The following is a 20,875-nucleotide window of genomic DNA, read 5'->3' as shown; positions in this document are numbered from 1 at the left end:
CTCCTCACTCCATAAAAAAAGACTGATCAAAGCAATCAGTCTTCTATCCTATCTTTATATTTACTTATCCTGCAATACTACACTTGCTTACACAGTCAACAATGTTGCGTAAACTATTGTGCTTTAAGAAATAAAATGTGTTTTTTCCCTCACGCTTACTTGACAATACACCCTTATCCTTTAAGATACCTAAATGATGCGAAGTAGTCGATTGCTCAATCTCTAATAACTTATGTATTTCGGTAACTGTTAACATATTACCATCTTCCAAATGGCTCAAAATAGCAATTCGCATTGGATGGGCGATAGCTTTTAACATTCCGGCAGCTCTCTCAAGTAATTCTGCATCTAAGTCTTTAATCTTCATTCTTCAGCTTCTTCAATAGATTTATAAATGCAAATATATAACTATCTTATTATATATCATTTATTGATGCACAAAACTATTTAAATATTTAGATTATATCAATATGTATAAGTTAAAATCGCGATAAATTTATAAATTTGGCAACTAAACACGGGCAATTACCGCCCTATTATGTAATAGATCAAGATTAATTGAATGTCGGATATATCAATTATTAAAGCCCCGATAAAAGAAGAAATGCAGAAATTCGAACCCTATTTTAGGGATCAATTGAAAACAAAAATTCCTCTTTTAAGCATAATAACCAATTATATACTACGTAGAAAAGGCAAGCAAATGCGACCAATGCTTGTATTTTTATCTGCTAAGCTCAACGGGCCAATTACTGAATCGAGTTATGTGGCAGCTACCTTAATTGAACTATTGCATACGGCTACACTTATTCACGACGATGTGGTGGATGAAACCTATCAACGAAGAGGTTTTTTCTCAATCAATGCCCTTTGGAAATCAAAAATTGCTGTTTTAGTTGGTGACTTTTTTCTGTCGAAAGGTTTAAGTACTGCATTAGACAATGACCAAATTGATGTACTGAAGGTTGTTTCGCATGCTGTAACCGAAATGAGTGAAGGAGAACTTCTTCAAATTGAAAAATCGCGAAAGCTTGATATAACGGAAGAGGTATATTACGATATCATTCGCAAAAAAACGGCAACTCTTATTGCTGCCTGTACAAAAGCTGGAGCCTTGTCTGTTAAGGCATCTGAAGAGCGACTTAATGCGATGCAATCCTTTGGTGAAAACCTGGGTATAGCCTTTCAAATTAAAGACGATTTGTTTGATTACGAGCAAAATGCATTAATTGGTAAGCCAACAGGTAATGATATTAAAGAAAAGAAATTAACCCTTCCTTTAATTTATGCCTTAAACAAAGTAGATAAAAAATCGCGTCGTCACATTCTAACGCTCATAAGGCGTCATCACAAAAAGGAAAAGAAAGTTCAGGAAATAATTGAATTTGTAAAAGCCAATGGTGGTTTAGAATTTGCTCATCAACAGATGCTTAATTACGCGCAAAAAGCGATTGATTCAATCAGTATTTATGATGAAAGCGAAACAAAGACTGCATTGATAAAAATGGTAGACTACACCATGAAACGAAAGAAATAAAAAAACGGTTTTCAAATAATTGAAAACCGTTAATATTTACATGAATCTGCAAAACACTAAAAATATTTTACTTCTTCCTTTTTCCCATTTTCTAAGAATTGTATTTCACTTATTAGACTATTAGCTAATCGACTAGCTCCAATTCTAAATAGCTCATTGTTTAACCATTCCTCTCCCAGAATATCCTTAACCAATTGATAATAAACAGCAGCTACTTCAGGTGTTGCAATACCACCAGCTGGCTTGAAACCAATTTTCTTACCAGTTCGCTTATGGAATGCTTTAATGGCATTCAACATCACATAAGCTGCTTCATAAGTTGCAGCTGGTTGTTGTTTCCCAGTCGATGTCTTAATAAAGTCAGCTCCACTTTCCATTGATAGAATGCTAGCTAACCATATTTCTTCCATATCCTTAAGCGTACCTGATTCAAGTATAACTTTTAAATGTGCATCTTTCATTACGCCTTTAATCATACGAATCTCTTCTCCAGCAAATTCATAGTTTCCTTCTTGAAATTCACCTACAGAAATCACGATATCAATTTCGTTGGCACCAAAATCAACAGCGCGTTCCGTCTCAATTTTTTTCACGTCCGTAAACGTTTGTGAAGAAGGAAAACCAGCTGAAACAACAGCAATGTTAACACCTTTGGCCTTTAAAGCACTTTTAAGAACAGGAGCAAAAACAGGATATACGCACATTGCCGCAACCTGCGGAACCATGTCATAATGCTTATGCAGATCATTTACCTTATCTACAAAATCGCGAATACCATCTGCAGAATCTTCTGTATTTAAAGATGTTAAATCAATACAATTAAATAATAATTTCAATGCATCTACATTGGTCAACTCTTTTTTAGAATTTTCAATTGCTGAGCTGATAGCACTATCCATTTCTTCCTTTTTTAAAGGACATGGGTTATTTTCTGCGAAATTGTTCATAATCTACTTATATAATTTCTTATTGTTTTTATGTCTTTCTTTATCTCGATTTGTTTTCTTTTCAATATTGGCTATTAACGCTTTATTAAGATCTACTCCCGTTTGATTTGCCAAACAAAGCAACACCCAAAGTACATCTGCCATTTCATCTCCAAGATTTAATTCACTCTCATCGTCTTTAAAAGATTGATCGCCATATTTACGGGCTATAATGCGCGCCAACTCACCAACCTCTTCGGTAAGTATAGCCATGTTTGTCAGCTCACTAAAATATTTAACACCATAGGTCTTGATCCATTCATCAACCTTAAGTTGCGCTTCCTTTAATTCCATTTAATCCTTTTGTTTTGAATCAATTATAATGGTTACTGGGCCATCATTAATTAAACTAACCTGCATGTTAGCACCAAATTCACCTGTTCCACATGGTTTACCATTTAATTCATCTAATTTAGCAATAAATTGCTCATAAATAGGAATAGCATGCTCAGGTCGAGCCGCCTTAATATAGGAAGGTCTGTTTCCCTTTTTAGTTTTAGCATGTAAAGTGAATTGACTTATAAGCAGAATTTCACCTTCAACATCCCTTATCGAGCAATTCATAACACCCTGCACATCATCAAAAATACGTAAGCCGTAAATTTTATTGGCCAACCAATTAATATCATCCGGACCATCTTCATTTTCAATGCCTACAAAAATCATCAAACCATTTGATATAGAAGATTTAAGAATACCGTTTATACTAACCGAAGCTTGTTTTACTCGTTGAATTACTACACGCATAACCTTTTCTTAATAAAGGCCGTAAAATAATACTTATATTTGTATCATAATAATAAGAATAAGTAATAAATTAATAATATTAATATATTAGTATGAAAATTAGACTTTTACCATTCATTTTTCTTTTTATTTCCGGTGCTATTTTTGCTCAAATACCGACCGACTATTACAGTTCAGCAGAAGGAAAAACCGGATATGCATTAAAAACTGAACTTTACAACATTATTAAAGATCATTCCGACAAAGGATATACAGCTCTTTGGACGTGTTATCGTGAATCAGATGTAAAATCAAACGGTAAAGTTTGGGATATGTATTCCGATGTTCCAGGCGGAACACCCGCATATGAATATACATTCGGTACAGATCAATGTGGCAATGTTGGTCCAGAAGGAACGTGCTATAATCGTGAACATCTAGTTCCGCAAAGCTGGTTTAGTAAAGCATCTCCTATGAAAAATGATGCTCACCATGTTATTCCTTCTGATGGCAAAGTAAATGGACAGAGAGGAAGTTTCCCATTTAGTGAAGTTACTTCTTATGAATGGATTTCAACTAATGGTAGTAAACGTGGAAATAGTTCATTTAATGGATATTCAGGAACATCTTTTGAACCAATAGATGAATATAAAGGTGACATCGCTCGTTGTCTTTTTTATGTTGCTACGCGCTACGAAAATGTAATTGCAAACTGGGAAAACAACGGTACAGCAGACGCTATATTAGATGGTAGTTCAGATAAAGTATTTAAAGATTGGCAATTAAATTTATTGATTAAATGGCACAATCAAGATCCGGTGAGTGATAAAGAAATAGCTAGAAATAAAGAAATCTATAAATTTCAAGGTAACGCCAATCCTTTTATTAACCATCCTGAATATGTACTAAAAATATGGGATCCAAGCAATAGTGGTGGAACTGGTCCGGATCCTGACCCGAACCCAACGACTATTTTCTTCGAAGATTTTGAAACTTGCTCAGTTGACAATACAATCAATTTAAGCAACTGGACGAATAGTGCTGAGACTGGTAACATTACCTGGAATTGTAAAAACTTTTATGGTTCAAATAATTATGCAGAATTAAAATCATACCAAAGTGGAGATAGCAATAATGATGCTTGGCTTGTAACATCACAAATTGATGTAAGTGATTACGAAAACTGTGAATTAAGTTTTAAACTTAAAGGAGGCTACGACAATGGGGCAACAATTCAAGCATATATCCTTACAAACTATTCAGGAAACAATCCGTGGAATAGTACTAAAACAGAACTAAGTTTCTCACAGCCTTTTGCACCTGCAAATGAATATTCTAATGATTTCACACTAATTGATGCCTTGGATTTAAGTGCTTATTCTGGTACATTTCACGTAGCGTTTAAATACTCAGGCGGTGACGGCATTGGTAAAACAACTACCTGGCAGTTAGATGATATATTAGTCACTGGTGTTCCTGTATCAACCGATATAAATGAAGAAATAATACATAGTTTTAAGCTATATCCTAACCCTAGTAAGGGTGAAATAAACGTTGAAGGAGATTTTGAAGCTCATAGTTTAAGCTTACATTTATACAATATCAGTGGTAAAGTTGTTTATAGCGAAATAAGCGCGAATTTTAATAAAAAAACCATTCAACTAAGTCACCTTCCAAAAGGCTTGTATTATTTAAAAATTACCAGCGAAATCAAACAATTTTCAACCCAAAAGGTTATTCTACATTAAAGACAACGAATGATAGGAATTAGAAGTAAAAATACAAATGCAGCATACAATTTAGCCACTGAAGAGTATTTATTACGTCATACTTCCGATGATTTATTCTTTCTATATGTAAATCAACCATCTATAATTGTTGGAAAACATCAGAATGCATTAGCAGAAATTAATATTGATTATACCAGTGAAAATAAGATTTCAGTTCACCGCCGCCTTTCTGGCGGTGGTACTGTTTATCACGATTTAAATAATCTTAATTTCTGTTTTATTAAAAGTGGTAAAAAAACCCAACTTGTTAACTTTGCCGAATATTCTAAACCAATAATTAGTGCTTTAAAAAACCTTGGTATAGAGGCCCATTTTGGTAAACGGCATGACATTCAAATAAATCATAAAAAAATATCAGGAAACGCATCTCACGTCTTTAAAAACAGAGTTATGCATCATGGTACGCTCCTTTTTGATTCTGATTTGGATGTATTAAATAATGCTTTAAAAACGAATCCCTTACAATTTAAAGATAAGGCAGTTAAATCTGTTAGAAGCGAAGTCTGTAATATCCAACCTTACACGAATAATTTAGATTTCAAATCCTTTTCTAACTACATATTTGAATATCTACTCAATTACTTCCCAGGTTCAAAAGAATCTCATATAAGCGCAGAAGCTAACACATTGATAAATTCTCTGGTAAAAGAAAAATACAATACCTGGAATTGGAACTTTGGGTATAGTCCAGACTATTTATTTAAGAAGCGGATTAAATTGGAAGATGGTACCCGTTGTTATAATGAAACCAAAATTACAAAGGGCGTAATAACGGAATGTCATTTAAAAAACACAAATAGTATAAATCAAGAATTATTAGATCAAATTAGTAAATCGATAATTGGGCTTGAATTTGATGTAAATAAACTTAATATTTTTTTTAGTGAATTGATTTATGCAAATATTTCAAAAAGTGACTTATTGACACTTTTTAGACCATAATTTAAATAATACACTCATCTATTCATAACACTGACTTACTGATAGTTATGTTTCTTTATTTGAATTTAAAAACGAATAGATTTTTTTAGCCTTATCCTTGCCCACTACTGACTCCAAATTTTGTAATGTAGCTGCTTTTATTTTGTTCAATGACTTAAAATGTGTCATTACTACCTCGATTGTCTTCTCCCCAATACCTGGAATATTATCAAGTTCAGAATTAATAAAGTTGATGGATCTTTTTTGTCTATGAAAAGTAATTCCGAATCGGTGCGCCTCATTTCTTAAATGTTGAATTACCTTTAACGACTCAGTATTTTTATCAAGATATAAAGGAACCGGATCTCCAGGATAAAAAATTTCTTCTAATCGTTTTGCGATTCCTATTATCGCAATATCATTCTCTAAATCCAATTTCTTTAATGCATTCACTGCAGCACCGAGTTGCCCTTTACCTCCATCAATAATAATTAACTGCGGTAAACCTTGATTCTCTTCCTTTAAACGTTTATATCTACGAAAGACGACCTCTTCCATCGATGCATAATCATTAGCTCCAATTACCGTTTTAATATTAAAATGCCGATAGTCCTTTTTATAAGGTTTCGCATTTCGAAAAACAACACAGGCTGCTACAGGATTTGTTCCTTGTATATTTGAATTATCAAAACATTCAATGTGACGAGGCAAACTTTTTAGGCGCAGATCTGATTGAATTAATTTCATCAATCGATCTTCACGCGGCTCCTTTTTCATTATACTTTGTTGCTTCAATTTATCCAGACGGTAATATTTAACGTTTCGTTCCGATAAATCTAATAACTTTCTCTTATCACCAATCTTAGGAACAACAAAACTGGAATTCGATAAACTATATTTTAACCTAAATGGAATCAATATTTCACGTGATAGAAGCTTTAAACGTATTTGCATTTCGGATATAGCCATTAATAAAATATCCTCTTTAGATTCATCCAATCGTTTAATAAATTCCATTGTGTGCGATTGAATTATGCTACCATTTACAACACGAATAAAGTTGACGTATCCTGCCTTTTCATCTTCAATAATAGAAAACACATCAACATTACTCATCTTTGGATTAACGACTGTTGACTTACTTTGATAAGAATCCAATAAACCAATTCGTCTCTTTATATCTTCCGCTTTCTCAAATTCAAGATTCTTTGCATAATCAAACATTACATTCTTCATATATTTAATCACGCTTGATATATTACCTTGAAGTATATCCTTTATCGCATCAATATGTTCGTTGTAAATACTTTCACTATATTCATCAATACAGGGTGCTTTACAATTACCAATATGATACTCAAGACAAACTTTATACTTGCCCCTAGCAACATTTGCTTCACTTAAATTATGCTTACATGTACGTAAAGGATATAGTTGCTTAAATAAATCCAGAAGAGTTCGAACCATTCCCATTGAAGTATATGGGCCAAAATAGAAACTTCCATCTCTTACAAAAGTTCGGGTTTGAAAAACCCTTGGAAAACGCTCATTCTTGACAACAATCCAAGGAAAAGATTTATCGTCCTTTAATAGGATATTATATCTGGGTTGATATTTTTTTATTAAGTTATTTTCTAATAGCAAAGCATCTTCTTCACTATCCACAATAATGTGTTTTATATCAAAAATATTTCTTACCAGTATCCTCGTTTTACCATCATCATGGGTTTTACTAAAATAAGAAGCAACACGTTTTCTTAAATCTTTTGCCTTACCAATGTATATGATTTTACCTTCACTATTATAGTATTGATAAACGCCAGGTAAATGAGGTAAAGCTTTTACCTGTGTAGATAATGCTTCTAGTATTTGTTTAGATTGTTTCATTAGGCATAAACAGATCAGTAAATTGGAAGGTGCTTACATCAAATAATCCTTTGTCTCCAATCTTTAAATTAGGAATTACCAATAAAGACATAAAGGCAAGTGTCATGAAAGGCGCATTCATATTTACACCAAGTTCTGTTACAAATTCATTTAATTGTGTATACTTCTCACTGATCACATCTCCTGTTTGATCAGACATGATGCCTGCAACAGGCAAATCAACTTGGATAGACAGTCCATCATTATAAGCAGCAATCCCTCCTTTCGATCCAATAATACCATTAACGACATTAACCAACGACTCATCATCACAACCAACTGCGACTATATTATGACTATCGTGAGCAACAGAACTAGCCAATGCTCCTTGTTGTAAACCAAAGTTTTTAATAAAGCCAACTGAAACTGGCGCTTTTTCATACCTGTTAATTACAACTATCTTTAGAATATCTGCATTGATATCTGATGTTACTTCACTACCCTTCTTAATATTTGGATGCCAAATAAATTCATTCGTTAATAATTCTCCATCTTCACATTCAATTACACGAACAACTGGATGATCATATGGAGCAATAATTGATAAATCTGAAGCTGAAATATTATTACAATCAAAATTATTAACGGTATCAACAGGCATTAAATCAAATAGAGCAGTGCCATTTTCAGCTGCCTTTATACCATTAATATATGTTTGCTTTACATTAAAATCTTGCAAATTATCAACTACAATAAAATCAGCAGGATCATCTACACGTAACATACCAACAGGCAAATCATAATGTGAGACTGGATTAATAAGTGCAGTTTGATATAATTCAAAAATATCATAACCCTTGCTCAAACCTAGACGAATTAATCTATCAATATGCCCTTTAGTTTTTATTAAATCCGGATGACTATCGTCGGTACACAACATTACTTTATCAGGATGACTTCGAATTAATTCATGTAAAGCATCAAAATTTCGAGCCGCACTCCCCTCTCGTATTTGAACAAGCATACCCAACTTAATCTTCTGTATCGCTTCTTCTATGGTAGAACATTCATGATCTGTACTTATTCCAGCCTGAGCATATTTAATTAAATCATCTCCACTTAAACCAGGTGCATGTCCATCTATGCGTTTATTGTATTTTTTAGCAATATCTAATTTCTTTTTTACTTCTGAATCTCCATAAATAACACCTGGAAAATTCATCATTTCTGCTAAAAAATTAGCTCCACGTGAGAATAAATATTCTATATCAGCACTGTCAATTTTACCTCCAGCAGATTCAAAACTGGTTGCCGGTACACAGGAAGGAACTCCAAAAAAACATTTTAATGGTACTCGCGCACCATCCTTAATCATATATTCTACACCGTCTCTACCTAATACATTAGCTATTTCATGAGGATCGGAAACAACAGCAACCGTTCCACGTGGAACAACCATATGGGCAAATCGGGATGGCACCAACATACTACTTTCGATATGTACATGCGAATCGATCAAACCAGGCAGAATATAATTTTGAAATTTATCAGTTGAAGTTATAATAGATTGAATTCTGCCATCTTTCAAATGAATAATTCCACCAAATATTCTTCTATTAACAACATCTACAATATTCCCTGATATAGTCATAAATTTATATAATTTGTTCCACGTGAAACATTACCTCCCCAATAAAACTAATAGCACATTCACATCACTTGGTGAAACACCAGATATTCTACTAGCCTGCCCAATTGTTTCTGGATTAATTTTCTCCAACTTTTGACGACCTTCTGTTGATATTGAAAGCAAGGTTGGGTAATCAAATCGATCTTTAATTTTAATATTTTCTAAACGTTTATACTTATCAGCTAATACCCGTTCTCTATTAATATATCCTTCATACTTCACTGATACTTCAACAGACTCGAGTACTTCTAACAATCTTTCCTCGGGAATTTCATTACATTTAGTTTTAAAATCATTAAAGAAATCGTAAATATCCATTATCGAAATCTGAGGTCTATTAAGAATATCAATTAACTTAACTCCTTGTTTTAATGCAGTAGTTCCTTTAGATTTTAGCCAGTCATTGGTCTTATCCATTTTTACGCTATAAGAGCGAATGAATTTAATCAATTCATTTTTGAATGAATTCTTTTCCTGTAAATAATCATAACGAGATTTTGAAGCTAAACCGATCTTATAACTCAATGGTGTTAAACGTGAATCTGCATCATCCTGACGTAGTAAAATTCGATACTCAGCTCTTGAAGTAAACATTCGATAAGGCTCATCAACTCCTTTAGTCACTAAATCATCAATTAATACACCAATGTAAGCTTGATCTCTAGATAATATAAATTCTTCACGATTATTAATTTTACAATGCGCATTAATTCCAGCAACAATTCCTTGTGCAGCTGCCTCTTCATATCCAGTTGTACCATTAATTTGACCAGCAAAATATAAATTAGAAATATACTTAGTCTCTAGAGTATGACGTAATTGTGTTGGATCGAAAAAATCATATTCAATCGCATAACCTGGTCTAAATACTTTTACATTTTCTAAACCTTCCACAAGTTTTAAAGATTCAACTTGACAATTTAAAGATAAAGAACTACTAAAACCATTTAGATAATACTCAATGGTTGATTGTCCTTCAGGTTCGAGAAATAATTGATGTCTATCCTTATCAGAAAAAGTTACAATCTTAGTTTCAATACTAGGACAATACCTTGGACCTATACTTTGTATGGTACCATTATACATTGGAGATTCATGTAAACCTTCCTCAAGTTTTGCATGTACTTTTTTATTGGTATAAGTAATGTAACAACTTCGTTGTTTTAATATTTTATTAGAACCAGGCAGGTAACTAAAACGATGATTAGTCTCCTCGCCCTTTTGTTCTTGTAACTTCGAAAAATCGATGCTTCTTTCATCAATTCTTACAGGTGTACCCGTTTTCATACGTCCTACAGTAAAACCATGCGAAAATAGCGTTTCACTTAATCCTTTTGAGCTAGGTTCAGATACTCGGCCACCCTCGGAACTAACTGATCCAATGTGCATTAAGCCATTTAAGAAGGTTCCAGTTGTTAAAATAACAGCATCTGCCTTGAACGTGACATTATTTTTTGTTGTAACACCCTTAATTATGTTATCTTGAATAATAAAATCAGAAACAGTATCCTGCCAGAAAAAAACATTAGGCATCGATTCCAATTGTGAGCGCCATTCATCTGAAAATACCATACGATCACATTGTGCTCTTGGACTCCACATAGCAGGACCCTTAGATCTATTTAACATTCTAAATTGAATAGAACTCTTATCAGTTATAATTCCCATATAACCACCCAAGGCATCAATCTCACGAACAATCTGTCCCTTCGCAATTCCACCCACTGCAGGGTTGCAAGACATTTGTGCAAAACGCGACATATCCATGGTTATTAACATAACCTTACTACCCATATTAGCCGCAGCAGCTGCAGCTTCACAACCAGCATGCCCACCACCTACGACAATTACATCGTACTTAAAATCCATCTAAAAATATTTACTAAAATATAAACAGTAAAATTACAGAAAAGTTGGCAATAACTTCAACGCGGCATCTTCTTGTTGACGCATTACACGTTTATCATCATCCGATGCATCTTTAAAACCAATTAAATGTAGAATTCCATGAATAATTACACGATGTAATTCGCTCGTATAATCTATCGATAACAAAACAGAATTTGACTTAACAGTATCTAAACTAATGACTAAATCACCAGTAATAATATTTCCAATACAATTGTCAAAAGTTATAATATCTGTATAATAATCATGATTAAGAAAATCACGATTAGTTTGTAAAATGTATTCATCTGAACAAAAGAAATAGTTTAATTCGCCACATTTACAATTGTGAGATAAGATAACTCTTTCAATCCAAGATATTAATCCATTATCAATTTCACTTGGTAAACTATCTGATTCAGATTGAAAATTAATCACTTATTACAAATTGAAAATCATTTTAACAACACTACCTTCCTCCTCAAATTCAATTTCATCCGCCAAATGATGCATTAGAAAAATACCTCGTCCATGTGTCTTTTCTAAATTTTCAGGTTTAGTTGGATCCGGAACATTCGTATAATCGAAGCCAGTTCCTTCATCTGTTATGATAAATTCAATATGCTTATCATCAATGGAATACTGTACAGTAACATTTTTATCTTTAGAAAGACGATTACCATGTACAATAGCATTGTTAACACCTTCAACAACACCTAACAATAATTTACCGTACACATCACTATGTAAATCATATTGATTAGATAAATCATCAATTAACTTTTCAACTATATTGATGTTTTTTGTTTCAGAATTAAAAACTATTTTATCCACTATAAGTTCCATTAATAATCAATTTTAATATCAATGTAAATATGACACATTTACTAGTGGCAATTTTAGCCACATTTATAGTTTATACTCAAAGTAAACAAAAGTGTTCCATTTTTTTAGAAAAATATGACATATTTACTTAGAAAGCCATAATTCAGGGTTAATTTTTTTACTTTCTTGCCATAATTCAAAATGTAGAACACCAGAATTTTCTCCATCTCCTCTGTATACTTTACCAATTGTTTGACCCATTTTTATTGTTTCACCTGTTTTTACACTTACACTACTTAAATTTGCATATACTGTAAGAAAGTGGCCATGACGTACTAAAACAGCCCTGTTATAACCAGGTATGGATACTATACGCGAAACAACACCATCAAATACACATAACGCAGAACTATTCGAATTTGTTGTTTGAATATCAATACCATTATTGTGTATTTTTACATACTTTAAAACTGGATGCTGATGTTCACCAAAGCGTCGTATGATAATACCATCGGTTAACGGACTAGGTAATTTGCCTTTAGACTTATCAAAATCAGAAAAAATAACCGGTTCTTTTGCACTTTCTTTAATTAAACGAACAATTTCATCCTCAAGTTTTTTTAAGGCCTTTTTATTCGCTCTAATTCGTTTTTTAACTTTTGATTCTTTTTGCTGTAACTTATTTATTGACCGACTTAAGTTAGTTTTACTAAGTAATAATTGATCATTCTCATCGTTAACCTTTTTCAAAGCATTGGTTTGCACAAGCAATTTTGTTTCCAATAAAACCTGCTTTTGTTCCAATTCTTCGGTTTGCTGCTTAATAAGAATACCTTGATTACGACGAAACTTATTGTATTCCTTTAAAATAATGAACTTTCGATATGCCTCATTAAAGGAACCAGCTCCAAGAAAAAAAGTTAGCTCGTTGTATTTTTGACGGTTACGATAGGATTTATCAATTAACGTTGCATATTGCTTTTTTAATTCATTCAATTCACTTTTTGAATGCTCAATATCCATTTTTAATGTCGCTATATCCTCATCCAACCAATTAATTTCATCATTTAAAATTGTAATTAATCGTTGACGATCACTGATTTGTTTGTCTAACAAACGAATACTTACGAAAGATTTTCTTTTTTCTTTAGAATACTTCTTAAGTAGAGCATTAGAATTTGCTAAACTTTTTTCAATGGCATTCTTTTCTTTCTCAAGATCAGAGACACTTTGTCCGTACCCATTCAAAAGATTGAGCATGACTATGATAAACAATATGGAATATCTAATTATCATTTAATAAATTAACCACCTTATATTTAGATGAAACTTTAAATCCGATGTTTGATTCACTATCAAACTCTACATCATTAAATTGTAGATTAATAGAAAACTCCGATTTTGATTTTTGTCCCTTTAAAGATAACTCTGTTGCATAAAAACCTTTACCTGTTTCAATAAAATTAGAATATTCAATATTCAATTTGGTATCGGAACCAAAATCGTGTAAATAGGTTTGAGAAACTTTAAAGATTTCAGGAAGTACAGTAAATTCGTGCATAATAGGGCGTCCAGAATAATTTGGCTTATTCATCCTGGAAACATGTCTATTCTTCAACGATTTCAATAAATAAACTTCATCACCCAAATAATGTTTGTATTTCTTAATTCCATCTTTATTATCAGCTACAATAGGATAAGCATATAATTCATTTAAAATTATAGATTGCACAATATTATAGTCTATTTCTATCATAAACTTATCCCATAAAAGACTATAATCACCCACAATGTATTCTCTCTTTCTACGATCTAATATTTCGACTTTATCAGGTGATAATTTTATACGAAACCATTCCTTGACAAGCGTAATTGACACAATAATGGAACTATCTCTAGTTAATAACAAATTACCTTTGAAAGATTTATTATCATCCCCAATTATATAATCGGCTTTAAAGCGCTTTAAAAGCAAATTATCGCAGGTAATAAACTCATTTTCTACACTGTTAATTAAACGAGCATCAGAAATATTACGTAACTCACCCTTATTATTATAATATTTAGTAGTACTACTACAACCAAATAAAATTAAACTGACAAAAAGAAAAAAGATTAATCGAATATTCACTCTTCAATATAATTTTTAGATTTAATTTTTTCAGGCAATGTTTTACTTTCATTTCCCATTTCTAAGGATTTAATCCATTGCACCAAAGCACCATCAATATCGCCATTTTTAAAAAGTATATCACCATAATGCTCAACAATAACATCACTATCACTTCCACCATTATCGATAGCTCTTTCTATGATATATTTAGCCTCAAAATAGCGTTCTCGTTTGAACAAAACCCAAGCATAAGTATCGAGGTAAGTCGAATTACCAGGCTCCATCTCAATACATTTACTACTCATGCGTTCAGCCTTATCCAGATCACGATTTTCAAGCGTTAAGTAATAACTGTAATTATTTAGAACAACAATATTGAACTCATCTAATTTTAAAGAATTATCATAGGATTCAAAAGCTTCCTTACTATTACCTAATTCAAAGTTGACATCTCCAATAATTGCAAAAAACTGTGATTTAAGCGGAGGATTAGACTCCGAAAACTGGATTCCTTCCATCAGCATCGCTAAAGCTTCTTCATCCTTATCAATTTGCATAGCGGCAGAACCACCAATTAGGTAGAAAAAAGCATTAGTATCAAACTTAACAATCAAATTCGTAGTAGTACTGTATAATTCTTCAAACTGAGAATCATCTATAAGCAAAAGACAGTACTCTTGCCATATTAATTCATTACTTTCTTCAATAGACAAGGCATCTTTGAAAGCACTAATAGCTTTCTTCTTTTTATTGGTTGCCTTATAATAATTACCTAGATAAATAAATGAATTAGCCTCAAAGGGATGCACCTCCGTTAGAATCAATAAAAAGTCCTCAATAAATGCGTTTGATTCATTAAATTCATTTCCGTCAACCAACAATGGTATAATTCGCTGAAATTTAACTTCAAAAGGCGTACTTTTATTATATAAACCTTTGGTATAATGATCAATAAAACTAGTTGTATCCTTTTGTGTTAAGGCCAAATTACCAAGGCTAAAATAGACCATTCCATTGTTAGGATCCTTATCAAGAACTTTGTAATAAAAGGAATTTGCACTTTGATAATCTTTAAGGTAGAGATAATAATCAGCTATGTAGCCATAATAGCGAGCTTCTTCAGGATACTTCTTAGTTAATCTTTCTAACTCATTTAAAGCATCTTTATTTTTACCTAATTCAAGATATATTTTTTCTTTCTCAACAATAATAACCTCATTTAAACCAACTAACTTCTCAAGTTTCTCGTAGGCGTCAATGGCATTATCAAATTTACCGTTTTGAGCATATATTTGGGCTAAACCATATAAATACTCCTCGTTATTAGGATTAGTTTCAACAATATCCTCATACAGTTGTATAGCTTTTACGCCTAACTGATTTTGCTGATACAATTGCGCTAACAACAATTTATACCAAATATTATTTGGCTCAATTAAAATGGCTCTTTCAAGCAAACCTTGAGCTTTAACAACTTCATTACCATTAACAAGAATGTTAGCCAATTCGTACATTGAAGCACTACTAGTAGGATCAATCTTTAAACATTCACTTAAATACATGACTGTTTTCTCAATATTACCTTTCATTTTTTCGCGACTGGCTTCATAAAAGAAATAATCAAATTTTCTTTTCTCAGTATCGCTTAATTGAACCTTTTTAATTTGTTCAACACTAACATCCTTTTTTGTAATCTTTGAACTCGTTTTACAAGCAAAGGAAATTACAACTAAAGATGCTATTAATATATATTTCATCTGTTTATATTTTTATTTCTTAAAGTCAGATGGAACTCCCAAACGTTAACCATCCTCGGGTGTGAGTTCCGATAATTATCGGGATTCTTATGGCTTGTTTCATGAGATTATAATTAACTTCACTATTTGAATATAATTTTAATGTGTTCCAGTATGCCCAAATCCACCAGCTCCACGATCACTTTCTTCTAAAGACTCAACCAATTCTAATTCAACCTTAGAATATTTAGAAATAATCATCTGACAAACACGCTCTCCATCTTTAATTTCAAAATCGTCGGAAGATAAATTAACCAATATCACCTTAATCTCTCCACGATAATCAGCATCTATGGTACCAGGCGTATTTAAAACAGTAATACCAAATTTTGCAGCTAAACCACTTCTTGGGCGAATTTGTGCTTCGTGACCTTCAGGTAATTGCATATATAAACCAGTAGGTACTAATACGCGTTCCAATGGTTTTATAATAATTGATTCATCAATATTAGCACGTAAATCCATACCCGAGGAATGAACAGTACTATAGGCTGGTAATTGGTGTTTACCTTTATTTACAATTTTTACCTGTGTCATAAAAATTTTGTGTTTAGGAAATAACCTTGTTAAAAGCTTTATGTTCTATCTTAAAAATTATGAAGACATAACTTACAAATATAAACCCTTTAATAGCTAAATAAAATAAATCGTTATCAATCAGAAGTAAATTAACAATTTTTACAAGTAAAATACCTGACAATATGTAAGCTAATATAGTTTTTAGAGGATAATTAATGGGGTAAAATTTTTGACCGTATAAATAAGAAACAACCATCATACCTAAAAAACAAATAAAAGAAGAAATAGCAGCTCCCAGATAACCAAATTTAGGTACCAATATAAGATTTAAAATTAATACCAAAAATGCACCAAATCCGCTAATATAAGCACCATAATGAGTACGATCTGTTAATTTATACCAGAGCGATAAAGAGTAATAAATACCAAAAAACAGTTGTCCTAGTAAGATATATGGAATTATAATATTACCTTCAATATAATCAGGTAGTAATAATAAATTAACTACATCGATTAACAGCAAAACACCGACATAGATGAGTATGCCAAATATTACAAAGTATTTTAAAATTACCGCGTAAAGCTCCTTTGATGCATTATTTTTTCCTTCTTTAAAAAAGAATGGTTCAAAAGCCAAACGATAGGATTGAATGAATAAAGCCATCAATACACCAATCTTAAAATTAGCACCATAAATAGCCAATGCCTCCATTGCTCCTTTATTCAATAAATGCGGCATTAGTATTTTATCGACATTAAGAATCAACATTCCAAAAAGGCCTACAATCATAATAGGATACGAATACTTAGCAGTTGATTTAACCAAAGAAAAATCAAAATTGGCAGTTTTCCGAAATATAGAAGGTAACAACACCAACATTATTAAACCAGAACTAATCAAATTTGAAACAAAAACGTATTTAAGCCTATTTAAAGGGTTATAAATATAATTGACCCACTCATATCCATTATCTAATAAATAAGGGCATAATACCAGGTAAAAGACATTAAAAAGAATAGTCAGTATCACTTGAAAGAAGCGTAATCCAGCATACTTGAGTGTTCGATCTAAAAATCGGAGTTCAGCAAAAGGTAAACTGCAAACAGCATCAATACCAACCAAAACAGCAGCATAAATGAAATATTCTTTTAATAAGAATTCATTCCCTAGAATTGTATGAATTTGATTACTAAATAGTATGTTGAAGATTACTAATACAATTGAAAACAGACCTACCGTAAAACTTAATGATTTAATTAGACTTTTATGATTGTTTTTGGTTGCGAATCGGAAAAAACCAGTTTCAAAACCAAATGTCAAAAGCACTAGTAGAACAGCTATGTAACTATAAATATTTACAACTCCACCGAATTGTTCAGGATCGAGTGTGCGAATATAAAAAGGCATTAAAAGCCAATTTAACAAACGTCCAAGTATTGTACTTACACCGTATATCACCGTTTCACCGGCTAACTTCTTTAACTTACTCACAAAATTTAACTAAAAAGTGAACCTTGATTTAAGGTATTTTCTTTACCAAGATGTTCATACGCCGATGCTGTAGCCATTCGCCCTCTCGGAGTACGATTAAGAAATCCTTCCATAATCAAAAAGGGTTCATACACTTCTTCAATAGTACCAGCATCTTCACCTACAGCTGTTGCTATAGTATTTACACCAACAGGACCTCCACCAAATTTATCAATTAATGTTATCAGGATCTTATGATCCATAATATCCAAGCCATGTTGATCAATGTTTAAGGCATTTAATGCAATCTTACTAATTTCAAGATCGATGGTACCATTGCCTTTTACTTGGGCGAAATCACGAACACGACGTAGTAAAGCATTTGCTATTCGTGGTGTACCACGGCTTCTTCTGGCAATTTCAATAGACGCATTTTCGTGGATTCTTACCTTGAGAATATCTGCAGATCTTTCAATTATACCTGCAATTGTATCAGTATTATAATATTCGAGATGACAATTAATACCAAAACGAGCTCGCAACGGAGCGGTTAATAATCCACTACGTGTAGTGGCTCCAATGAGTGTAAACGGATTAAGATCCAATTGAATACTTCGTGCACCCGGGCCTTTATCAATGACTATATCGATTTTAAAGTCCTCCATTGCACTATATAAATACTCTTCAACAACTGGACTTAAACGATGTATTTCATCTATAAATAGTACGTCATTCTCCTCTAAACTTGTTAAAATACCAGCTAAATCACCAGGTTTATCCAAAACGGGTCCACTACTTAATTTAAACCCAACATTTAGCTGATGAGCAATTATATTTGATAAGGTGGTTTTACCCAAACCAGGAGGACCATGTAGTAAAACATGATCAAGGGCATCACCCCTCATGGTTGCAGCTTTTACAAATATTTCGAGGTTTTCAACTACTTTATCCTGCCCTTTAAAATCATCAAATTTTAAAGGCCTTAATTGTTTTTCAACATCAAATTCTTCTCCCTCATTACCCCGAATATCAAAATCCATAAACCTTATTTAGATTAACTGCAATTTTTTTAAATTATTGAAAAACTCCTGTAAATCAAATGGTTTAGCCATGTATTCATCCATACCATGAGCTAAACATTTTTCCCGATCAGCATCATATGTATTTGCAGTTAAACCAACTATAGGCATATGTTCCTTTGTAGTAAGCTCATTATTTCGAATGGCAACAGTTGTTTCAAGACCATCCATTACTGGCATCATTAAATCCATTAAAATTAGATCATAAACACCTATTTTTAACTTATCTAAAGCTTCCTGACCATTGTTAGCAATGTCTATCTTAAATCCATATTTACACAGATTTAAATAGATAAGTTTCTGATTTAAAACATTATCTTCAACTAGCAAGATAGAAAGAGAATACTCCAATTTTTCCATTTACAAATTAGCTAATTCCTTAATTATAAACCTTTACTGGCAGAAATATCCAACATTCGATTTATGGGTTTTACCGCATCTTTTCGAATCTCTTCTATTACGTCGATATTAGGCCACTCAAATTTTAAACAATTATATAACTTTTCCATGGTATTTAACTTCATGTACTCACAATCATTACATGCACATGTAGAATCATTAGGTGGAGCAGGAATAAAATTCTTATTAGGGCTTGATTTTTTCATTTGATGAATAATACCTGATTCGGTAGCCACAATGAAATCATTTGCATCACTATTTGTAGAATACTTTAATAATGCAGCTGTACTACCAACATAATTCGCCAATACCAAAAGTGGCTGTTTGCACTCAGGATGTGCTAATATTATTGCTTCAGGATATTCCTTTTTTAACTCAATTATTTTTTCAACCGAGAATTTTTCGTGTACATGACAAGCACCATCCCATAACAACATATCTCTACCAGTTACACTGTTTAAGTAGTTACCAAGGTTACGATCAGGACCAAATATGATTTTCTCATCCATTGGCAAACTATCAACTATTGTTTTAGCATTGGTACTTGTAACAACAATATCAGATAAAGCTTTAATTTTTGCCGTTGTATTTACATAGGTTAAAACAGTATGATCAGGATTATTATCAACAAAGCTTTTAAAAGCTTCGGGCGGACAACTGTCGGCCAAACTACATCCGGCATTTAAATCGGGTACTAACACTAGTTTATCAGGCGAAAGAATTTTTGCCGTTTCACCCATGAAGTGAACCCCAGCTAAAACAATAATATCAGCTTTGGTTTTTGCAGCCTCTTGAGCTAATGCCAAACTATCACCAACAAAATCGGCTATATCTTGTAATTCGTTAGTCTGATAGAAATGCGCCATAATAATAGCGTTCTTTTCCTTCTTCAAACGAATTATCTCTTCTTTTAGATTTACACTAGTTGGAATCGCCTCATCTACAAATCCACTTTTTAACCAACTACTCTTTATATTCATATAGAGATAGAAATAATAAATAAATATAGTAATGATAATATCCTGTTAGCAAGGTTAGTATTTTTATTGAAAAATACTTTGATCCAAAGTTATTAAAGAATAAATATACTCTATCAACTACTTATTAACAGTATTTATAAAGCTTAATCAATTGAAAGTAATTCACTTTTGAATTATATTAACAATTGGTTAATAATGGCCAAATTTAATAATTTCTTCTATTCTTTGTGTTTAAAATGACGTTTAAAACTGTTCAAAAATTGACCTTAAAAAAACCGTCTATCAACATG

Annotated in this window: 20 protein-coding genes; 3 read left to right on the top strand and 17 right to left on the bottom strand. The window is 32.2% G+C overall.

The window, feature by feature from the left end:
• Nucleotides 1-64: 64 nt before the first annotated feature.
• Nucleotides 65-367, bottom strand: a complete 303-nt coding sequence (locus tag ACRD7B_RS03520; protein WP_430823086.1) for an ArsR/SmtB family transcription factor — start codon at nucleotides 365-367, stop codon at nucleotides 65-67.
• A gap of 195 nt (nucleotides 368-562) precedes the next feature.
• Here ACRD7B_RS03520 and ACRD7B_RS03515 point away from each other — a divergent pair, with 195 nt between their 5' ends.
• The gene (locus ACRD7B_RS03515) at nucleotides 563-1,537 is read left to right on the top strand and encodes a polyprenyl synthetase family protein (protein WP_430823085.1); all 975 of its coding nucleotides are present in this window, start codon (nucleotides 563-565) and stop codon (nucleotides 1,535-1,537) included.
• A gap of 56 nt (nucleotides 1,538-1,593) precedes the next feature.
• On the opposite strand, the gene deoC is transcribed toward ACRD7B_RS03515, so the two are convergent.
• The 3 genes from deoC to dtd are packed head-to-tail and all read right to left on the bottom strand — an operon-like array spanning nucleotide 1,594 to nucleotide 3,270.
• The gene (deoC, locus tag ACRD7B_RS03510) at nucleotides 1,594-2,484 is read right to left on the bottom strand and encodes a deoxyribose-phosphate aldolase (protein ID WP_430823084.1); all 891 of its coding nucleotides are present in this window, start codon (nucleotides 2,482-2,484) and stop codon (nucleotides 1,594-1,596) included.
• Nucleotides 2,485-2,487: 3 nt separating this feature from the next.
• On the bottom strand, nucleotides 2,488-2,817 hold the full coding sequence (locus tag ACRD7B_RS03505; RefSeq protein WP_430823083.1) for a nucleotide pyrophosphohydrolase: 330 nt from the start codon (nucleotides 2,815-2,817) through the stop codon (nucleotides 2,488-2,490).
• The gene (gene dtd, locus ACRD7B_RS03500) at nucleotides 2,818-3,270 is read right to left on the bottom strand and encodes a D-aminoacyl-tRNA deacylase (protein ID WP_430823082.1); all 453 of its coding nucleotides are present in this window, start codon (nucleotides 3,268-3,270) and stop codon (nucleotides 2,818-2,820) included.
• 92 nt (nucleotides 3,271-3,362) lie between these two features.
• On the opposite strand from dtd, the gene ACRD7B_RS03495 reads away from it, so the two are divergent.
• Nucleotides 3,363-4,997, top strand: a complete 1,635-nt coding sequence (locus ACRD7B_RS03495; RefSeq protein ID WP_430823081.1) for an endonuclease — start codon at nucleotides 3,363-3,365, stop codon at nucleotides 4,995-4,997.
• Nucleotides 4,998-5,006: 9 nt separating this feature from the next.
• Nucleotides 5,007-5,981 (top strand): lipoate--protein ligase, encoded by a 975-nt coding sequence (lplA, locus tag ACRD7B_RS03490; protein ID WP_430823080.1) that lies wholly within the window; start codon nucleotides 5,007-5,009, stop codon nucleotides 5,979-5,981.
• A gap of 45 nt (nucleotides 5,982-6,026) precedes the next feature.
• On the opposite strand, the gene uvrC is transcribed toward lplA, so the two are convergent.
• The 13 genes from uvrC to nadA form a co-directional block, all read right to left on the bottom strand.
• Nucleotides 6,027-7,847, bottom strand: coding sequence for an excinuclease ABC subunit UvrC (uvrC, locus tag ACRD7B_RS03485; protein WP_430823079.1), 1,821 nt, complete (start codon nucleotides 7,845-7,847; stop codon nucleotides 6,027-6,029).
• Nucleotides 7,834-9,477, bottom strand: a complete 1,644-nt coding sequence (gene ade, locus ACRD7B_RS03480; RefSeq protein WP_430823078.1) for an adenine deaminase — start codon at nucleotides 9,475-9,477, stop codon at nucleotides 7,834-7,836. The genes uvrC and ade overlap by 14 nt, the downstream gene beginning before the upstream one ends.
• Nucleotides 9,478-9,507: 30 nt before the next feature.
• Complete coding sequence (mnmG, locus tag ACRD7B_RS03475; RefSeq protein WP_430823077.1) at nucleotides 9,508-11,385, bottom strand: tRNA uridine-5-carboxymethylaminomethyl(34) synthesis enzyme MnmG; 1,878 nt, start codon at nucleotides 11,383-11,385, stop codon at nucleotides 9,508-9,510.
• Between the two features lie 33 nt (nucleotides 11,386-11,418).
• A complete protein-coding gene (ybeY, locus tag ACRD7B_RS03470; RefSeq protein WP_430823076.1) occupies nucleotides 11,419-11,841 on the bottom strand; it encodes an rRNA maturation RNase YbeY in 423 nt (140 codons plus the stop codon).
• Between the two features lie 3 nt (nucleotides 11,842-11,844).
• Complete coding sequence (locus ACRD7B_RS03465; RefSeq protein ID WP_430823075.1) at nucleotides 11,845-12,249, bottom strand: ATP-binding protein; 405 nt, start codon at nucleotides 12,247-12,249, stop codon at nucleotides 11,845-11,847.
• Between the two features lie 123 nt (nucleotides 12,250-12,372).
• Nucleotides 12,373-13,524 carry a murein hydrolase activator EnvC family protein gene (locus ACRD7B_RS03460; protein ID WP_430823074.1) on the bottom strand — a complete coding sequence of 384 codons (1,152 nt, stop codon included), beginning with the start codon at nucleotides 13,522-13,524 and terminating at the stop codon, nucleotides 12,373-12,375.
• The gene (gene lolB1 / locus ACRD7B_RS03455; RefSeq protein WP_430823073.1) at nucleotides 13,514-14,359 is read right to left on the bottom strand and encodes a lipoprotein insertase outer membrane protein LolB1; all 846 of its coding nucleotides are present in this window, start codon (nucleotides 14,357-14,359) and stop codon (nucleotides 13,514-13,516) included. Before lolB1 ends, ACRD7B_RS03460 begins: the two co-directional genes overlap by 11 nt.
• Nucleotides 14,356-16,098: a tetratricopeptide repeat protein gene (locus tag ACRD7B_RS03450; protein WP_430823072.1), complete on the bottom strand. Its 1,743-nt coding sequence runs from the start codon at nucleotides 16,096-16,098 to the stop codon at nucleotides 14,356-14,358. The genes lolB1 and ACRD7B_RS03450 overlap by 4 nt, the downstream gene beginning before the upstream one ends.
• 138 nt (nucleotides 16,099-16,236) lie before the next feature.
• Nucleotides 16,237-16,674 carry a dUTP diphosphatase gene (dut, locus tag ACRD7B_RS03445; protein ID WP_430823071.1) on the bottom strand — a complete coding sequence of 146 codons (438 nt, stop codon included), beginning with the start codon at nucleotides 16,672-16,674 and terminating at the stop codon, nucleotides 16,237-16,239.
• A gap of 13 nt (nucleotides 16,675-16,687) precedes the next feature.
• The gene (locus ACRD7B_RS03440) at nucleotides 16,688-18,148 is read right to left on the bottom strand and encodes a lipopolysaccharide biosynthesis protein (protein WP_430823070.1); all 1,461 of its coding nucleotides are present in this window, start codon (nucleotides 18,146-18,148) and stop codon (nucleotides 16,688-16,690) included.
• 5 nt (nucleotides 18,149-18,153) lie between these two features.
• Complete coding sequence (ruvB, locus tag ACRD7B_RS03435) at nucleotides 18,154-19,167, bottom strand: Holliday junction branch migration DNA helicase RuvB (protein ID WP_430823069.1); 1,014 nt, start codon at nucleotides 19,165-19,167, stop codon at nucleotides 18,154-18,156.
• A 9-nt stretch (nucleotides 19,168-19,176) separates the two neighbouring features.
• Nucleotides 19,177-19,566, bottom strand: coding sequence for a response regulator (locus ACRD7B_RS03430; RefSeq protein WP_430823068.1), 390 nt, complete (start codon nucleotides 19,564-19,566; stop codon nucleotides 19,177-19,179).
• A 23-nt stretch (nucleotides 19,567-19,589) separates the two neighbouring features.
• Complete coding sequence (gene nadA / locus ACRD7B_RS03425) at nucleotides 19,590-20,585, bottom strand: quinolinate synthase NadA (RefSeq protein ID WP_430823067.1); 996 nt, start codon at nucleotides 20,583-20,585, stop codon at nucleotides 19,590-19,592.
• Nucleotides 20,586-20,875 lie beyond the last annotated feature (290 nt).

The organism is Carboxylicivirga fragile (assembly GCF_050589805.1).
In the GTDB taxonomy this organism is placed as follows: domain Bacteria; phylum Bacteroidota; class Bacteroidia; order Bacteroidales; family Marinilabiliaceae; genus Carboxylicivirga; species Carboxylicivirga fragile.
This window is presented reverse-complemented; position numbering and strand designations above follow the sequence as displayed.